The following is a 14,798-nucleotide window of genomic DNA, read 5'->3' on the forward strand; positions in this document are numbered from 1 at the left end:
CCTGTCTCAAGGTGTTTAACGGGTAAATGCGGCGTGTAAGGTGTCCACGCTACGTGCCGCACGCAGCGTACGTCCGGTATTGTGTTGACTCTCCAGTAGCGTCTGCACTTTGCTGACGATATGGGCGCCGATCGGAATGGCCGATGTCGCCGCGGGAGAAGGGGCGTTACAGGTATGGATAGAGCGCGGTGTGGTCACAAACAGAAAGTCGTCGATAAGCTTTCCGTCTGGCGAAACGGCCTGCGCCCGCACGCCCGCAGGCCACGGTTGAAGATCCTGTAATGTCAGGCTCGGGCAGTATTTTTGTACCCGCCGCAGGTAGCCGCTTTTGCACAGTGAATTTTTCATTTCACTGAGGCCGGAACGCAGATTGTTTTGCAGTACACGACGGATCCCGGATGAACCGAGGATCTCCAGCGTGTCACTGAAGGAGAAGTCGCGCTTGCGATAACCTTCGCGTTTGAAGGCCAGCACGGCGTTGGGGCCGACCGTGACGCTGCCGTCGATCATACGGGTGAGATGCACGCCAAGAAACGGCATCGCCGGATCGGGGATCGGGTAGATCAAATGGTTGACGATGTGATTATGCTCAGGCGCCAGGCGGAAATACTCGCCACGGAACGGGCAGATAATAAAACCGGGATCGACTCCCAGCATTTTGACCAGTCTGTCGGCCATCAGCCCGGAGCAGCTAATCAGCGTCGAGGCTTCAAATTCTTGCCCCTGTCGGGTATGGACGACCACGCCGGTGGCGAGCTCTTTCAGGGCGCTAACCTCGGCGTGATAAACAATGTCGCCGCCTTTTGCCTGGAAGATTTTCGCCATGGCAGCAGTGACTTCGCGATAGCTGACAATCCCGCTGGAAGGCACAAAAATGCCGCCCAGTCCGGTAATGTTCGGCTCGCGTTCGCGCAACGCCCCGGCACTGAGCCACTCGCGCTCAATCCCGTTGGCTGCCGTACGATCCCACAGCGCCCGCATCCGTTCCATTTCCAGTTCGGAGGTGGCGACCAGCATTTTTCCGCACTCGTCGTAGCGAATGCCGTTTTGATCGCAAAAGGCTTTGGTGGCCTTGTTTCCTGCCAGGCAAAACTGCGCTTTCAGGCTGCCAGGGGTGTAGTAAACCCCGGCATGAATTACGCCGCTGTTGTGGCCCGTCTGATGACAGGCCGGTGCAGACTCTTTTTCCAGCACCACAATTTTGGCGTCCGGGTAGACATCAATTAGCTGCATGGCGGTCGACATGCCGATAATGCCGCCGCCAATAATCACAAAATCATACATCCGCTCTGTTCCTCGGGTGGCGCTTATTGGTGCGTCTGGTAGCCGTGAGTGGCGTAGGCGAAATAACCGCGCTGGCGCATCAGTTCACGGCGCAAATCAGGATGTGCGGTAAAGCGATCGCGTCCGTGCAGCCAGAACAGGTTGTTAATCAGCAAGAATTTGCCGACCGGTACGGGAACGGAAAGGATGTTTTTACTGGTTTCCAGCGCGTCAGAAAGACGGCTAAGCCAGGTGCCTTCTTCAAAATCTTTCGGCTGGACGAACTGGTCGATGTAGCGCATAACCGGACGGCCCAGTGGGTCGACGTCGAACACCGGATGAAAGACATCGTGACTGACGTTTTTGCTTGGCGGTGCTGCCCAGCGCATCGCCCGGCGTGCCAGAGGATGTGAGAAGTACTCTTCCAGGTGTTCCCAGTCATCAAGATGCAGCAGCAGTGAATTACCGCCTTCCATGTTCTGCTCATCGATTTTCATCATCAGCACATAATCGGTGATTTCTTCGACGAACGTTCCGTCATTGTGCAATTCCAGAACACGGTGAGGCTGGCGCAGGTAGCTGTCTGAACTGTCGACATTTTTCACCACAAACCGCGCATAGTATTGACCGCTCATCGCGTCATAATTGGAACGCCCAATCAGATGCGCCACGGCGGTAGACAGCTTGACCATATCGTCAGCCTGCGCCACGTTGTCGATCCCTTCAGCGCCAATTAACAGCGCGCCTTCGCCCCGCTCCAGCAGCGTTTTGATCAGCAGCGGTTGCAGTTGGTTGCCGCAGAGATCGTCGAGGATCTTGCCCACCTGAAAGCGTAAAAATGATTTGTATTCCAGCGCCTGCACCGGCCACTGCGCAACCTGCTGTAAGAATTGTTGGGTCGTGTCGGAGGAAAACGTCAGTTCCAGCAGTCGCGGTGATTGTGCTGACGGGGCGACAGTGAAACCGGTGTAGTTCCGGGCTGAATCCCCAGCGTTGGGTTTTACGGCAGTCAGTGCATTCATCAGAATCGATCCTCTCGGTAGATTGTCGTGGGAGACATGGCGATGCTCATTTCGTAGCCATAAATTAAAAATATCTACATTTTTGAGAAACGCATATAAAACGGCCAAATTGTTTAATTTTTGTGATCGACTGCAACAAATATTTAACAATATGAATTGTGTGGATAAAGGCGGGAGAGTGAGGTTTTTAGCTAAAAGTTATTGAAAACAGTACATTAATAAGAGCTGGCCGCTGTGTGCTCATCGATAATTCATAGGAGAGGGTGCTTTCAGTCAGCGCGATATTCCATGATGGCGAACCGCGTTTTGCGCACCTGCGGCCAGAAAACCCTCAGCCGTGGGCGCTAACGGGCGTTGTGTCACCGGGTTTCCGACATTACTGGCGATAATTTCAATGTCATCAGCAGCGACGAAAATGATATCTATCAGGCAGACGCACAATAAGAACGACTCATCAGCTCCTCCAAAAACAGGCGAAGGATTGCCGGTTGCGTGGCTCCCCGTTTTGTTATCGAAGAAAACGGCCATTTAGAACCAAATTGCTCAGGCTCTAGCTGGCGCATTTGACCTGCGTTGACCCACTGGCGGGCATAGTGTCGGGGGAGAAAACCGAGGTAAGCGCCGGTCAGAATGAGAATGGCCTGCGCTTCGACATTGTCGACGGTGGCGGCGGCATAGCTTGATTTTAGCAATTGCAGATCGCGTTGTTGCAGAAAGCCGCGCGCGACAATTTGACTCTCACGGATCGCCTCGATGAGGGCATCGCCGCGGGGAGGATTATCGAAAAGCGGATGATAGCGGCTGCAATACAGACCATCAGGCTCATCGTATAACTGCGTATAACTAAGCCCGGCCACCTCAAACGGGAAATGGCCGATAGCGACGTGAAGCCGCCCGTCCAGCACGCGTCCTTCCAGCTCTGCGGGCGTACCAATGTAAATATCCAGTTGCACATCGTGACCGTGTGAGACGAACTGACGCAACGTACGCGACAAGACGCTGTCGTTGTCGGTGGCGGTATTGTCAATGATGCCCAGATAGAGCTTGCCAGAGATGTGCCGCTTGAGCGCAGAAGTATCCATACAAAACGTATCCACCGCCAGAAACAGCCGTTGCGCCGCCTCGTAAGTGGCGGTGCCATATTCGGTCAGTCGAAACCCACAACGTCCGCGTTCGCACAATTTGACGCCGAGGCGTGTCTCCAGGCTGGTCATATGTTCGCTAATCGTGGACTGGCTCACATTCAACGCCGCCTGAGCTGCAGAAAAACCATTACATTTCACTATGGTCATGAAAATTCTGAGTAGCTTAAGGTCAATATTCTGCAGTTGATTCACGTCTCTGTCTCCTCATGCGTCACTTCGGAAAAGCCGATATGAATATCTGATGTTTTCTATTTTTATCATGCAAATTGTTGTCCATAGTCATTGTTATGGCAAGTCAACCTGTGCCAGGTCGTTTCAGAAAATTCACAGATTGGGGGAGAAAGTATGGGGAACAATAACTACGAGTCCGGACGATTGAATCTGCCGTTTGTCGGCCATTGTACTTTTGCTAAAGCGCCGGTATGCCTCAACTGGGAAGAGATTGATGCCGATGTCGCGATCCTGGGCGCGCCCAACGATATGGGGACGCAGTGGCGTTCTGGTGCCCGCTTCGGACCCCGCGGCATTCGCGAGGCGTCTACGTTATTTTCGTTTGGTCATGCAGGCGCCTACGATCATGAAGACGATGCGTTGTATCTGACGCAAGACCAGGTACGAATGGTCGATGTCGGCGATGCGGACATCGTACATACCGATATGACCAGCAGTAACGCAAATATTGAACTGGCGGTACGTAAGATCCTGGCTTCCGGCGCGATGCCGGTGGTGCTGGGCGGCGACCATTCCATTCACGCCCCGGTCATTAAAGCCTATGAAGGGCGCGGGCCGATTCACATCGTCCATTTCGATGCTCACCTCGATTTCGTCGATGAGCGCCACGGTGTGCGCTACGGCCATGGTAGCCCGCTGCGCCGCGCGTCAGAAATGAATCACATCGCGGGCATGACGCAACTCGGTATCCGCAACGTTTCCTCATCCAACCGCAGCGACTACGACGCAGCGCGTGCGGCGGGTTCCAATATTCTGTCGGTACGCGACGTGCGCCGTTTAGGCGTCGAAGGCGTGCTGGAGCAGATCCCGCAGGGCTGCAACTACTACCTCACCATTGATATCGACGGTTTTGACCCCTCGATTGCCCCTGGCACCGGTACGCCGAGCCACGGTGGTTTCCAGTATTACGAGGTGCTGGAGATTATTCAGGCACTGGCGAAACGCAGTGGCGGCAACATTATCGGTATGGATTTGGTCGAAGTGGCGCCCGCCTACGATCCCACCGGCGTGACCTCGATTCTGGCGGCCCAACTGCTGATGAATAGCATCGGTTTTATTTTCTACGAACGTAAGCAATCCCAGACTCGCTAAGCAATAAGTGGGTGGTTAAACCACCCCTCTGAACCCTACCTGCATAACCCGTGAGTTAAAAATCGGGTGTAAAAAAAAGAGGATCATCAAATGGATGCAGCTGTAATGCACTATCTCGATCGTTACGGTATTTTAGACGCGACACGACGCTTTCTGAGTAAACCGCAGAAAATGTTTATTGGCGGAGAGTGGGTTGACGGTAGCGAAGGGGAGGTCAGCGCTGTTATCGAGCCTTCCACGCAGGGCGTGTTGACCACTGTCCCGTTGGCGACCGCGTCTGACCTGGATCGCGCCGTGGCGGCCGCTCGCCAGCAGTTCGACCACGGTGAGTGGCGTCGTCTGAAACCGCTGGAACGCGAGCGTATGCTGCATCGCCTGGCCGATCTGATTGAAGCCAATGCCGATGAACTTGCCGAAATCGAATCCATTGATATGGGGAAATCGGTGACGCAGGCGCGCGACGTGGATATCCAGGGCACCATCGACACCTTTCGCTACTTCGCGGGCTGGGCCTCAAAGCTGCATGGCCGCACGGTAGAACCTTCGCTGCCGGGCAATTATCTGGCGTATACCCGCAAAGAGCCGATCGGCGTAGTGGCCGCGATTGTGCCGTGGAACTTTCCTCTGCAAACCATGGCGTGGAAACTGGCGGCGGCGCTGGCGGTGGGCTGTACTGCGGTGATTAAACCCGCTGAACTGACGTCATTATCGACCCTGCGTTTTGCTGAACTGGTTCAGGAAGCGGGGATTCCTGACGGTGTGGTGAATATTGTCACCGGATACGGCAGCGTGATTGGCGCGGCCATGACCGCACATCCGGGGATCGACAAAGTGACCTTTACCGGTTCGACGCCTGTCGGGCGTTCCGTTGGGCAAACGGCGGTTGAAAACATCAAGCGCGTGACCCTGGAACTGGGCGGGAAGTCCCCGGTTCTGGTACTGGAAGATGCCGATATTCCTGCCGCGGCACAGGCGGTAGCCAATGGCGTGTTTTTTAACTCCGGGCAGGTGTGCGACGCGGGAACCCGCGCCTATATTCACCGCAGTATTTACGACCGTTTCCTGGCGGCGCTCGCTGACTATACCGCTACGCTGAAAATGGCCCCGGGTCTTGATCCTGAATGTTTCATTAGCCCGCTGGTTTCCGCCAAACAGCAGGACACCGTGCTGTCATACATTGACGCTGGCGTACGCGAAGGGGCGACGCTGTACTATGGCGGACGTCCCCAGGATCGGGAAGGATTCTTCGTTGAGCCGACCATTTTTGCTCACTGTCGCAATGATATGCGCATTGTGCGCGAAGAAATCTTTGGCCCGGTGCTGGTTACTGCGCCGTTCGATACCGTCGAAGAAGCGGTTGAGCTTGCCAATGACTCGCCGTTTGGCCTGGCTGCCGCAATCTATTCGAACGATTTGGCCCGCGTGCATACCCTTATTCCCCAGCTTGAGGCCGGTTCGGTGTACGTCAACGCGCACAGCACCATCGACCCGGCGCTGCCGTTCGGCGGTTTCAAGGAGTCCGGCTTTGGCAAAGATCTCGGCCCCGAGCAGCTTGACTACCTGATGGAAACCAAAACCGTGTGGATCACCTTGCCTTCATAGTCTGACTTATCGGCGCTTCCGGCGCAGCGTCATGCTGCCCGGAAGCGGCCCGGTACGGCACAACACACTGAGCTAACGAGCCGGCAACCGCCTGGCTTAATGAATTCTTATTGCTTCACCCTTCTCTACCAAGGGGTACCTTATGCAACCAGAATCAACCGCAGTGAAAGGGACAAGCAGTGAACAAAGTCCAATAGAAGGACGCTCGATCGACTTTGTGCCAGAACAGGAACGCACCGATAAACTCTCCAGTCAGGGACCCTTCTGGTTTGTCGGCAATTTTACTTTTTTTACCATGACCATCGGCTTTGTCGGGCCGAGCGTTGGGCTTGATGCGCTATGGACTACGCTGGCGGGCACTCTGGGCATCATGTTCGGTACGCTGTTCATGGCTTTCCACGGATCGCAGGGACCGCACCTGGGACTGCCGCAGATGATCCAGTCGCGCGCGCAGTTTGGCTATCGCGGCGTGGTGCTGGTGTTGTTAGCAACGCTGTTTGTGTTTGCTGGCTTCAATATTGTCAACCTGGTGCTGATGATGCAGGGGTTGAAAACGCTGTTTAGCTGGAACCCGTTCCAGGTCGCGCTGGCGGTGACGGTACCGGCGACCATTCTGGCCATTCTCGGCCATGACTGGATGCACAAAACCTTCAAATGGTCATTGTTTTTATCGTTGCCGTTGTACGGTCTGGTGACGCTGGCGGTGCTGATGGGCTGGGTTCATGACGCTCCGGCCGTCGAAGGGGCGGCGAAGGCGGCACCTTTAGGTTTTAACTGGACGGGCTTTGTTGCTCAGTTTGCGGCGGCCGCCAGTTACAACATCGCTTACGCACCGTATGTGTCCGACTATTCGCGCTATCTGCCGAAAAATACCTCCAGCGGTAAATTGATCGCCGCGGTGTTCCTGGGGGCATCGTTGTCGGGGGCCTGGATGATCTCGGTGGGCGGCTGGCTGGCGTCTCATTTGCGAGCCACCGATGTGCTGGTGGCGCTCAATACAGTTGGCGCCAACTTTTCTCCTCATCTGGGAACGGCCGTGGTAGCCATCACTATCCTGGCGTTCCTGCCGGTGATTGCGATGAATATCTACAGCGCCAAACTGACCGCCATTACCAGCGTGGACTCCTTCAGGAAGATAGAGCCGACGGCTAAAGCGCGTATTGTGGCCATCATCTTTGTGGTGCTCCTGCAACTGGGCGTGGCGATGAGCATCTACAACTCCAGCTCGGGGTTGTCCGTACTGAACATCTATCTGGTGGTGATGCTGTACTTCCTGGTGCCCTGGACGGCGGTCAACCTGACGGACTATTTCTTTGTACGCAGAGGGCGTTACGCCATCCCGCATTTCTTCCAGCCGCACGGCAACATTTATGGCCGTTGGGGGGCGCGTGGTTTGCTCTCTTACCTCGCGGGCTTTCTCGCGATGGTGCCGTTCTTCTGCATCTTTGACGGCGGTCGCGAGGTGTTTGTCGGGCCGATAGCGCGCGCGATGGGCAGCGTTGATCTGGCCTGGCTGGTGGGGCTTATCGCCTCCAGTATCGTCTACTACGTCTCTTGCCGTTCACTGAACCTGCATCATGAAGAGGCCGTGATTTCGCATATCGAATTACACATGCCGGAGTACACCACGGGTAATAAAGGTGTGCCTGTCGCAATTGTCCAGAATCAAAATGGAGCAAGCTAATAATGTCTACTAAACAGTTCGACTACATCATCGTAGGGGCAGGATCGGCCGGCTGCGTACTGGCAAACCGCCTGACTGAAGACGCGCGTGTGAACGTACTGGTTATCGAGTACGGCGGAAGCGATCGCAACATTATTATCCAGATGCCCAGCGCGTTCTCGATGCCGATGAACACCAAAAAATTTAACTGGCACTACGAAACCGAGCCGGAGCCGCATCTGGATGGGCGTCGTCTGCACTGCCCTCGCGGGAAAGTGTTGGGTGGGTCGTCATCGATCAACGGCCTGGTCTACATCCGGGGTCACGCTTACGACTTCGATGAATGGGAGTCGTTAGGGGCCAAAAACTGGGGTTACCGCAACTGTCTGCCTTACTTCCGTAAAGCGGAGAACTACAAGTTTGGCGGCGATGATTATCGCGGTTCAGAAGGCCCGTTGAGCACCAACAACGGCAACAATATGCAAAACCCGCTGTATGGCGCATGGGTAGAAGCGGGCGCGCAGGCGGGCTATATCAAAACGGATGATACCAACGGCTATATGCAGGAAGGCTTTGGCGCGATGCATATGACGGTCAAAAATGGCGTGCGCTGGTCTACCGCAAATGCCTATCTGCGACCGGCTATGGCGCGACCTAACCTGACCGTCGTCACCAATGCGATGACGCGTAAGCTGGTGCTGGCCGGTAAACGTGTCGTCGGCGTCGAGTATGAGCAGGGAGGAGAAATCCACACCGTGCGCTGTACGCGAGAGGTGTTGATCTCTTCTGGCCCGATCGGCTCTCCGCACTTGTTGCAGCGCTCCGGCATTGGCCCCGCTGAGGTTCTGCGTAAAGCCGGTATCGAAGTGAAACACGATCTCCCTGGCGTCGGGGAAAACTTACAGGATCACGCCGAGATTTATATCCAGTTCCAGTGCAAAGAACCGGTCTCGCTGAACAGCAAAATGGGACTGTTTTCGAAAGCCTTAATTGGCCTGCGCTGGTTGCTGTTTAAAGATGGGCTGGGGGCGAGCAACCATTTCGAGGCGGGAGGATTTATCCGCTCAGAGAAGGGGCTGCGTTGGCCGGATATTCAGTTCCATTTTTTACCTGCGGCAATGCGCTACGATGGCGATAAGCCGTTCAAGGGACACGGCTTTATGGTGCTGACCGGCCCTAACAAACCGAAGAGTCGCGGCTATGTGCGGGTACGTTCTGCCGATCCGTATGAGCATCCGGAAATTCGTTTTAACTATCTGGAACGCGAAGAAGATCGTGAAGGTTTCCGCCGCTGCGTGCGTCTGACGCGTGAGATAATCGGTCAGCCCGCGATGGACAGTTTTCGTGGCGAGGAGTTGGCCCCGGGCCCGAACGTCAACACGGACGAGGAGATCGATGCGTTTGTGCGCGCCAACATGGAAAGCACGATGCATCCGTGTGGCTCCTGCCGGATGGGGGAAGACTCGCTGGCGGTCGTCGATTCCGAACTGCGCGTACATGGTCTGCAAGGGGTTCGCGTGATTGACTCTTCTGTGTTCCCAACGGAACCGAACGGCAACCTGAATGCACCGACGATCATGCTGGCGGAGCGTGCGGCGGATCTGGTTCGCGGTCGCACAATGCTCGTGCCGTCAGAGGTTGAAGTCGGCCTGGCGGATAAATGGGAAACGCAGCAACGTACCCATGAACCTCACCGTAAAGTGGCCGTTTGAGTACGGTTAGTAACGCGTACGGCGATGGTTGACCCGGTGTGCAAAGGGTGTTTCACCTGCAAAGATAACCACGCGTGGATTAACAAAACGTCCCCCGCCCGCTAAGCGGGGGAGTGGCGGCAGTGATGAGGGTCATTGCCGCCCGTTTTTGGATTTATCCCGGTATTGACGAGGAAAGATAAGAATTATTTTTTAGCAAAACTAAAGCTTGCTATGTTTGGTTAACCATGCGTTAATGGCTGTCTGGTTTGATACAAACTTATCTGAAGTAGTCATTGTTATATTTCTCATCATGATTCCCTCTTGAGATTCCCTTTAGGTTCTTTTCTCTCTGATAAATTTTTTCGGACTATTTTGCCCAAGGGCTAACTCAATAAGGTAATAATTTATGTCTAATAAAATGACTGGTTTAGTAAAATGGTTTAATGCTGATAAGGGTTTTGGTTTCATTACCCCTAAAGATGGCAGCAAAGATGTATTCGTCCATTTTTCTGCAATTCAAAGTAATGATTTCCGTACGCTGAATGAAAATCAGGAAGTTGAATTTTCGGTAGAACAGGGCCCTAAAGGTCCGACGGCAGTCAATGTCGTGGCGCTCTAAGGTAACTGATATTACTAACCATATTCACTTCCGGTGTCCATGTTGTCATGGTTCACAGTACAGAACATCAACGTTTGATGTCACTGAAAGCAATCCCTTCGGCGCAAAATGTATTTTTTGCAAGTCGACAATGATGACATTCGATAATGTCGCGTTGTACGTCCGTTCCGGTCAGGCTCCATTAGATTTCAGAAAATAATGCATATTGGCTCCGCACTGGAGCCATATTTGATTTCAGTATGATAACAGATGGCCTGTAGAGGGCATCACGGTGGGGTTATGAAAAAAGTGATTGTGTTTTTTAACGCAGAACCTGCTGCTGTTGTTTCCGTTATGAGTGGCATCACGACAATATTACGTGAGTATCCCAATGGCGAGAAAACGCATTTACCCGTCATGTCTGCTGGATTTCCTTCCCTGACGGGCGATCATCAGGTCGTTCATGTAGCCTCCGATCGCGATATTAGTTCAGAAGAAATACTGGATGCCGCGAGAAAGTTTCTTTAGCGAAACCGTCTATCTCTTCCTCTTTCACTGTCGAATCCTGGCCTGTTTTTGCCTAAAGAATGAGCATCGCCCGTAGTCGGGGTTATTGAATGTTTCAGCAGGATAGCTTATAAATATCCGTGCCTTATAGGCAAACTGAAATCATTAACCTTGCTGGCGCGTTGCTGCCTTTACAAACCAGAAGAGGTCAACAGTGAACATTGACGACTTAAAAAGAAAAACAGAAGCGGATATATCGGAATTTATCACGAAGAAAATAGTGGAACTGAAAAAGAATACCGGGAAAGAAGTCTCTGATATTCAGTTTTCCGCTCGTGAGAAGATGACTGGTCTTGAAAGCTATGACGTAAAGATTAAATTAATTTAATTCTTTTTTTTCGTTCCTTGAGATTTATTTATATAAAACATCACTTTTTTCTGAAGTGATGTTTTTGTGTTTTGTGTTGCATACGATTTGACCACCGCGTGATACGATGAAGCTCATTCATTGAAAGGTTAATCATCATGTCATTTTTCGATTACGCAATGAAATTCATTGGTGGCGCTTCTACAACTACTGTCACCTGCCCGGAATGTGGCCTCAAGTCTTCCCAGTCCGCATCTAAAATTCGCCTGAAGCAGGCAATGCTTTGCCCCGGGTGTAAAGCCCTGTTTATTGTGCCGCGATCAGGCTCGTGATGTGAATTCTGCTGGCGGTTAAATGACGAGGGACGGGAATTCAGAACCGGGGCGCAATGGATGAAAAACCAGCCCGCAGGCTGGATTAAGATATTAGCTGGCGTTTTCGCAACCGGGTAAACCGCGGTCAATAATCAGATTACCTTCAACGCGTAAACCGATTTTGCCGAACAGAAATGCGTGATTTAACTGAGTGACCACCACATCGGTTAAACCAACCGCACACTTGTCTTTCTCAATAGCGCGATCTGCTGCTGTTTTCACGTTCGGGATCCCCGTAGGGAAGATGATCACCGGGTAGCTATCTTCCGCGGTTACCCGTTTCCCCTTATAGAAATGCCCACCGTTCAGGTTGTAGTTCTTGGTACTGGCGACAGTGAGATCGGCAACGCGCACCGTACAGCCTGACAATAAAAGCGCTCCCAGCGCTACAGCGATAATTTTTTTCATGTTTTGCATCCATTAGTTGTATCCGGCGGTAGTTTACCATGGGGATAACCCGCATCAACCGGTTGATGCCCGCCGCCTGGGTGATTAAGCGCGTCATGACGATAGGAGATTAACGGGTGAAATGAGGTTCATTTCTGGATTATGCTTTGCCGTGGATTTATGGAGCGGGAAGGCCGTCAATATGAGAATTAATCAACTTTGTTATAGCGTACTGGTGCTCTCGTTGATAGCCAGCTATTTCGTTTTTCATTCGTTCTGGGGGTGGTTGTTGCTGGTCAATATATTCACTTTTCTGCTCTATGGTGCAGATAAATATGCTGCACGTAGCGACTGGCAGCGCGTGCCAGAAAAGACGCTTCTGATCTTTGGCCTTGTAGGTGGGTGGCCTGGTGGAATGATCGCGCAGCAGTTGTTCCGGCATAAAACCCAGAAACAACCGTTCAAAACCTGGTTTATGGTGAGTGTTATTGTGAATTTAGCCGTGCTGTTAGGTCTGGTATATCAACGCGAAATACTTGAACAAATAACAGCACTATGAGGCTGGCGTCCGTTTCACGTTCAGAGAGTAGTGGCTTCAGAACGGGCTGGCATGATGAGCGGCTATCTTCTCCTGGCTTATGGGATGAACAAAATGCAACTCACTGGCGTGCAGCATCAACCGTGGTGTCTGCTCGGTGCCTGGCAACAGGCGCCCGCCATACAGGTCGCAGCCCAAAATGGGGTGGCCCAATTGCTGGCAGTGGATGCGCAGTTGATGGGTACGCCCGGTCTCCGGGGTTAGCTCTACCCGCGTTACCGGCAGTAACGTTTGATCTTCCCGTTCGTAATGTAAGCGCTCAATGACCCGATAGCGGGATCGAGCGGGCTTGCCGTGGATTGCGCAAATTGACATCAGCGGGAACAGCGCAGGGTCTTTGGCAATCGCCGCGTCTATTACCCCTTCATTGTCGTTGAGATGTCCACAAAGCAGTGCGCCGTACACTTTGGTCACTGTACGCTGACTGAACTGTTGGCAGAGTGCGGCATTGATAGCCTTATTACGGGCAATCACCATCAGCCCGGACGTCCCGAAATCAAGGCGGTGAACCAGGGTACAGCCGGGGAATATCTGTACCAGCCGATGATGTACCGAATCGATATTTTGCGGATTTTTCCCCGAGAGACTGAGCAATCCTGTGGGTTTATTGATAAGGGCCAGGTGATCGTCCTGATAGAGTATTTCTATCTTGTCATGGCACGGCGGGGCAATAAAGGTATCGAAAATCGTAGACATCAGGCTGCCCGGATGGAGAGTGAGGGCGGATAATAGCGAATTTTTAGCTGACTGGCGAATCTTCAGTTTGATGGGGCATCGGTTTTTTTATGTGCTTTTATCCAGCTCAGCAGTGAGTTTTAGGATGTCATCCTGAATGTATTTTCGCCGCTGTTTAAATAAAAAATGGGAGGGGATAACCCGCTCAATAAGGGTCGGTTTTCTGCTGACATAATGCAAAACAAGGGTTTTGACATCGTCTTCTGACCAGCAATCTATAACAGGCGTGGGGTTATAGAGGAGATTTGTCTGCAAGGCGGGGGCGACTTCCTCATCGAGAATAGTAAAGATCTCTTCCCGGCTTAGCCCGGAGTCCTTCAGCACCTGCGCCATCCATTTGTAGTCATAGTCCTGGAGATCACGCCAGGTGAAAAGTTCAGATAACGCATACCAGACAGGGACACGGGTAATCAATTCGGCTTCGCTAAGCGGCATAGACATTTTTCCCTGTGGTGAAACGTATCGATGAAATACCAGGTTGGGCGCGAATGCATACGGCTAAAATTATGCTGTAAAAGCCACCGATGGCCAGAGTCCGGGCGATTTAACAGCAGTGAACTCTCATTGAGTCAGGGTTTCTGTCGATACAGCGACACAAAGCAGTCTACCGTATCACCGCGCTGTTATGAATGCTGTTAATCGCGGGGTATAAGGCCTGCGCGAAACAAAATCCGCCATAGGCGGATTTTGGCTGCAACGAATCAGGAGCTTGCCGCAGCATATCGATTGCTCAGGGAAAAATAACCAGAGTTCGGTTTACAGTTCGATTTTGCATGCTTTGATGAATTTAGTGACGGATTTTTTGGCAAACGAAACAGAGCCGGAGCCTGATGAAAGCTGATTCCCTTTGCTATCCATATCTCCAATTAAAAAGTCTTGTCTGGAGGTTTGAGCCTGTAACTGCCGCAGAAGCGTCATAATTTTATCTTTTTCAGTACTGGTAAGCGCTATAGACTCCGGACTTCTTCTTATCAATGTCGTGCTCAATGCGACAGGCTGGTTATCATCAATCTTGATGAGCGTCTGATAACGCCCTTTCCCTGTGACAACCGTATTTCTGTCTGCTTCAACCTGACTGACCGTTAACTGTCCTTCAGAGCAATCAAATACAACCGACTGATTTTCATTTGATATTTCTCCGATGAGTTCCGCTTTTTTGCCAGTAGAGAATATATCGTTCTCGACAACCGTTTTCCATGATGCCTGTGCAACGGGTAAGTATGTAAATGAAAATAAACTTATAAGCACTATTTTTCTTAACATTTAAGACGCCTTTTTTGGTTGTCTGGCGGTTTGTGTAACGTGTTTCCGCTGTAGGGTAGAGAGTGATTCTGGTATTGAGGCCTTCATAGCGGAAACATTTTAATCAATGTATTGGAAATTATTTTGCTTTTAAGTGGCTTACCAACGCGAGCACCGGTTTTGGCCTGTTTCAGCGCAAACGCAATCTGTTTTTCGGAATAACGGATCTTTTTCATGGCGATGTGGCTTCCGGTGAAATGGAAGCAAGACCGGGTACT

At 52.2% G+C, this 14,798-nt stretch carries 18 protein-coding genes; 11 read left to right on the forward strand and 7 right to left on the reverse strand.

The genetic code is table 11. The features are described from left to right. Nucleotides 1-15 precede the first annotated feature (15 nt). The 3 genes from lhgO to ACO7SM_RS05205 all read right to left on the reverse strand — a co-directional run bounded on the left by lhgO (nt 16) and on the right by ACO7SM_RS05205 (nt 3,577). Complete coding sequence (lhgO, locus tag ACO7SM_RS05195) at nt 16-1,284, reverse strand: L-2-hydroxyglutarate oxidase (RefSeq protein ID WP_490469983.1); 1,269 nt, start codon at nt 1,282-1,284, stop codon at nt 16-18. 23 nt (nt 1,285-1,307) lie between these two features. Further along, on the reverse strand, nt 1,308-2,285 hold the full coding sequence (gene glaH / locus ACO7SM_RS05200) for a glutarate dioxygenase GlaH (protein ID WP_490469984.1): 978 nt from the start codon (nt 2,283-2,285) through the stop codon (nt 1,308-1,310). A 425-nt stretch (nt 2,286-2,710) separates the two neighbouring features. After that, nucleotides 2,711-3,577, reverse strand: a complete 867-nt coding sequence (locus tag ACO7SM_RS05205; RefSeq protein WP_490469985.1) for a LysR family transcriptional regulator — start codon at nt 3,575-3,577, stop codon at nt 2,711-2,713. Between the two features lie 198 nt (nt 3,578-3,775). Between ACO7SM_RS05205 and speB the strand changes: the two genes are divergently transcribed. The 10 genes from speB to ACO7SM_RS05255 all read left to right on the forward strand — a co-directional run bounded on the left by speB (nt 3,776) and on the right by ACO7SM_RS05255 (nt 11,516). Continuing rightward, nucleotides 3,776-4,753, forward strand: coding sequence for an agmatinase (gene speB / locus ACO7SM_RS05210; protein WP_490469986.1), 978 nt, complete (start codon nt 3,776-3,778; stop codon nt 4,751-4,753). 90 nt (nt 4,754-4,843) lie between these two features. Then, on the forward strand, nt 4,844-6,355 hold the full coding sequence (locus tag ACO7SM_RS05215) for an aldehyde dehydrogenase family protein (RefSeq protein WP_490469987.1): 1,512 nt from the start codon (nt 4,844-4,846) through the stop codon (nt 6,353-6,355). A 142-nt stretch (nt 6,356-6,497) separates the two neighbouring features. Then, complete coding sequence (locus tag ACO7SM_RS05220; RefSeq protein WP_490469988.1) at nt 6,498-8,039, forward strand: purine-cytosine permease family protein; 1,542 nt, start codon at nt 6,498-6,500, stop codon at nt 8,037-8,039. Nucleotides 8,040-8,041: 2 nt separating this feature from the next. After that, on the forward strand, nt 8,042-9,730 hold the full coding sequence (gene betA / locus ACO7SM_RS05225) for a choline dehydrogenase (RefSeq protein ID WP_490469989.1): 1,689 nt from the start codon (nt 8,042-8,044) through the stop codon (nt 9,728-9,730). Nucleotides 9,731-10,118: 388 nt separating this feature from the next. After that, nucleotides 10,119-10,331, forward strand: a complete 213-nt coding sequence (gene cspG, locus ACO7SM_RS05230; protein ID WP_192613158.1) for a cold shock protein CspG — start codon at nt 10,119-10,121, stop codon at nt 10,329-10,331. A gap of 10 nt (nt 10,332-10,341) precedes the next feature. Beyond that, the gene (ymcF, locus tag ACO7SM_RS05235; RefSeq protein ID WP_192614395.1) at nt 10,342-10,530 is read left to right on the forward strand and encodes a cold shock small protein YmcF; all 189 of its coding nucleotides are present in this window, start codon (nt 10,342-10,344) and stop codon (nt 10,528-10,530) included. 80 nt (nt 10,531-10,610) lie between these two features. Continuing rightward, entirely contained in the window at nt 10,611-10,838 is a 228-nt protein-coding gene (locus ACO7SM_RS05240; protein WP_192613157.1) for a hypothetical protein, read from the forward strand. A 135-nt stretch (nt 10,839-10,973) separates the two neighbouring features. Next, entirely contained in the window at nt 10,974-11,042 is a 69-nt protein-coding gene (locus tag ACO7SM_RS05245; RefSeq protein ID WP_446714979.1) for a hypothetical protein, read from the forward strand. Then, nucleotides 11,032-11,205, forward strand: coding sequence for a GnsA/GnsB family addiction module toxin (locus ACO7SM_RS05250; protein ID WP_490469990.1), 174 nt, complete (start codon nt 11,032-11,034; stop codon nt 11,203-11,205). Before ACO7SM_RS05245 ends, ACO7SM_RS05250 begins: the two co-directional genes overlap by 11 nt. Nucleotides 11,206-11,363: 158 nt before the next feature. Next, nucleotides 11,364-11,516 (forward strand): YnfU family zinc-binding protein, encoded by a 153-nt coding sequence (locus ACO7SM_RS05255; protein ID WP_238929229.1) that lies wholly within the window; start codon nt 11,364-11,366, stop codon nt 11,514-11,516. 93 nt (nt 11,517-11,609) lie between these two features. Here ACO7SM_RS05255 and ACO7SM_RS05260 read toward each other — a convergent pair whose 3' ends face one another. Continuing rightward, the gene (locus ACO7SM_RS05260; protein ID WP_490469991.1) at nt 11,610-11,966 is read right to left on the reverse strand and encodes a hypothetical protein; all 357 of its coding nucleotides are present in this window, start codon (nt 11,964-11,966) and stop codon (nt 11,610-11,612) included. Between the two features lie 181 nt (nt 11,967-12,147). On the opposite strand from ACO7SM_RS05260, the gene ACO7SM_RS05265 reads away from it, so the two are divergent. Further along, entirely contained in the window at nt 12,148-12,504 is a 357-nt protein-coding gene (locus ACO7SM_RS05265) for a DUF1294 domain-containing protein (protein ID WP_490470868.1), read from the forward strand. A gap of 36 nt (nt 12,505-12,540) precedes the next feature. Here the strand turns inward: ACO7SM_RS05265 and ACO7SM_RS05270 are convergent, their stop codons facing one another. From ACO7SM_RS05270 to ACO7SM_RS05280, 3 genes are all read right to left on the reverse strand, one after another. After that, nucleotides 12,541-13,239 (reverse strand): RluA family pseudouridine synthase, encoded by a 699-nt coding sequence (locus ACO7SM_RS05270; RefSeq protein WP_490469992.1) that lies wholly within the window; start codon nt 13,237-13,239, stop codon nt 12,541-12,543. An 87-nt stretch (nt 13,240-13,326) separates the two neighbouring features. Beyond that, complete coding sequence (locus ACO7SM_RS05275) at nt 13,327-13,713, reverse strand: DUF7079 family protein (RefSeq protein ID WP_490470869.1); 387 nt, start codon at nt 13,711-13,713, stop codon at nt 13,327-13,329. A gap of 321 nt (nt 13,714-14,034) precedes the next feature. Next, nucleotides 14,035-14,541, reverse strand: a complete 507-nt coding sequence (locus ACO7SM_RS05280; protein WP_490469993.1) for a hypothetical protein — start codon at nt 14,539-14,541, stop codon at nt 14,035-14,037. Between the last annotated feature and the right edge of the window lie 257 nt (nt 14,542-14,798).

It is taken from the genome of Citrobacter sp. LJND-P06, assembly GCF_058188415.1.

Bases quoted from the DNA above. Each gene is read 5' to 3' on its own strand.
- lhgO (WP_490469983.1), bottom strand. From the start codon at position 1,284: ATGTATGATTTTGTGATTATTGGCGGCGGCATTATCGGCATGTCGACC.
- glaH (WP_490469984.1), bottom strand. From the start codon at position 2,285: ATGAATGCACTGACTGCCGTAAAACCCAACGCTGGGGATTCAGCCCGG.
- ACO7SM_RS05205 (WP_490469985.1), bottom strand. From the start codon at position 3,577: ATGACCATAGTGAAATGTAATGGTTTTTCTGCAGCTCAGGCGGCGTTG.
- speB (WP_490469986.1), top strand. From the start codon at position 3,776: ATGGGGAACAATAACTACGAGTCCGGACGATTGAATCTGCCGTTTGTC.
- ACO7SM_RS05215 (WP_490469987.1), top strand. From the start codon at position 4,844: ATGGATGCAGCTGTAATGCACTATCTCGATCGTTACGGTATTTTAGAC.
- ACO7SM_RS05220 (WP_490469988.1), top strand. From the start codon at position 6,498: ATGCAACCAGAATCAACCGCAGTGAAAGGGACAAGCAGTGAACAAAGT.
- betA (WP_490469989.1), top strand. From the start codon at position 8,042: ATGTCTACTAAACAGTTCGACTACATCATCGTAGGGGCAGGATCGGCC.
- cspG (WP_192613158.1), top strand. From the start codon at position 10,119: ATGTCTAATAAAATGACTGGTTTAGTAAAATGGTTTAATGCTGATAAG.
- ACO7SM_RS05240 (WP_192613157.1), top strand. From the start codon at position 10,611: ATGAAAAAAGTGATTGTGTTTTTTAACGCAGAACCTGCTGCTGTTGTT.
- ACO7SM_RS05255 (WP_238929229.1), top strand. From the start codon at position 11,364: ATGAAATTCATTGGTGGCGCTTCTACAACTACTGTCACCTGCCCGGAA.
- ACO7SM_RS05260 (WP_490469991.1), bottom strand. From the start codon at position 11,966: ATGAAAAAAATTATCGCTGTAGCGCTGGGAGCGCTTTTATTGTCAGGC.
- ACO7SM_RS05265 (WP_490470868.1), top strand. From the start codon at position 12,148: ATGAGAATTAATCAACTTTGTTATAGCGTACTGGTGCTCTCGTTGATA.
- ACO7SM_RS05270 (WP_490469992.1), bottom strand. From the start codon at position 13,239: ATGTCTACGATTTTCGATACCTTTATTGCCCCGCCGTGCCATGACAAG.
- ACO7SM_RS05275 (WP_490470869.1), bottom strand. From the start codon at position 13,713: ATGCCGCTTAGCGAAGCCGAATTGATTACCCGTGTCCCTGTCTGGTAT.
- ACO7SM_RS05280 (WP_490469993.1), bottom strand. From the start codon at position 14,541: ATGTTAAGAAAAATAGTGCTTATAAGTTTATTTTCATTTACATACTTA.